Here is a 1,568-nt window from a genome sequence, read left to right on the forward strand (position 1 = left end):
GTTTCCTCCAAGGAGGCCGCCGTTTCCACCGTTGCAGGCGTCTCCAGTGCAATCCGCGGCAGCGTCGCGGCCGTTGCCGATCAGCCAGCCGCCGTTACCGATCAGGGGCCGGAGCGTTATCGCCTCAGTGGTGGCAGCGGCCCGGTCACCGATGGTCATGCCCCAGAGAACGAACTCCTCTTCGTCGTTGACCAACTGGACCTGGGTGGTGCGCGGTTGTTCGGGGGATTCGGTCGCGGTGAGCATCAGCGTCCCGAGTCCCGCCATTGCCGCGCTGGTGACACCAGCGGTCACCCCAGCACTCAGGTAGGTGCGGATCTTGGCCGAACGCGATGTCTTCCGGGAATGTCGAGCCACTGGTGAACCCCCAAATACGTCGTTGCCGAGCAGCGCGCAACTACCCGGGCTGATGGCATTCAGCAGTGAAAAAGTTAGCACCTCTACCGACGCAATGTCATCCGGTTTGGAGAAACGTGTGCAAAACGTCGGCCAAAATCTCTGCAAACACCGCGGTGCCAGTGCCGCGTCAGCGAAATGTCGGTAACCGCATCGTGAGTGGCCCCGAGCGCATATCCAGCGAATAGTCGCGCGCAGTGACCGAGTTGGCAATGTGAGACCTGATTGAATCGCGGACTCCGCTGTTTTCGACGTATCTGCACTTCAATGCGCCCTCGTCGATTCCACCGCCATCCGTGGCGTCGGCGCCACTCCGACCGGACGACCCACCGCCCGCCTGCACCAATTTGATAATTTGCTCGCCGGGGGAACACCTCGCTGCGCTCTACGAAACCAGGAGGCACTACGTGAAGATCAAGCCGGCGTTCGTCGCCACGGCCGCTGCCGCTGCAGCCCGCCCTCAGCGTCGCGGCCGCACCGTTGGCTTCGGCCGAGGACATCGAGATCCAGAGTCTGGGTGAGCCGGGCGAACTCGTCGACGGCGACGTCATCCAGCACTGGACCGTCACCGGCCTCAAGCCCAGCACAGATGCGATCCCGTATCAGCCGGCCGGCACGTTGTGGGAGGCCACAGCCACCGACGAGGCGGTTTCCGGTTCGGCCATCCCGATCGTGTCCAACTTCAACGCCCGGGCCGAGAACGGCGACACCTACCGCGTGCTGTTCGGTGTCGCCACCCCACAGGGCATCAACCCGGCGACGCTCGCACCGGGCGAGAAGACAACGGGGAAGGTGTACTTCGACGTCACCGGGGAGAGGCCCGACAGCGTCGTATACAACGCAGGCGGCCGGGATCTGTTGGTGTGGGTGGAACCGCCACCGGCCCCGGCGTCCGCCTCTACTGGATCCACTGGATCCACTGGATCCACTGGATCTTCGGTGCCGGCCCAGACCTACACCGCCCCCTCGGAGTCCTCGGCCACCGCCGAGATGACGACTCCGGCCACACCGACCCCGGAGGCCGGCGCCGCGGCGGAAGCACCTGCACCGACGGCCACGCCAATGCCGGCTGGAAGTGCGGGAACGCCGCTACCCGAAGGTAGTTCGGGCACACCGCTGCCGGAAGGCAGCGCGGGCACCCCGGCACCCGCGGGCGCGGCGCCCACCACGAC

At 65.8% G+C, this 1,568-nt stretch carries 1 protein-coding gene and 1 pseudogene; one reads left to right on the forward strand and one right to left on the reverse strand.

Translation table 11 applies throughout. The features are described from left to right. A pseudogene (locus WA944_RS11835) lies at nucleotides 1-294 on the reverse strand (hypothetical protein); the annotation flags it as partial. Between the two features lie 582 nt (nucleotides 295-876). On the opposite strand from WA944_RS11835, the gene WA944_RS11840 reads away from it, so the two are divergent. Continuing rightward, the coding region (locus WA944_RS11840; protein ID WP_526646974.1) for a DUF1942 domain-containing protein at nucleotides 877-1,568 on the forward strand (692 nt) is incomplete at its 3' end.

Origin of the sequence: Mycobacterium sp., assembly GCF_049683355.1 — a bacterium.
Lineage (GTDB): Bacteria > Actinomycetota > Actinomycetes > Mycobacteriales > Mycobacteriaceae > Mycobacterium.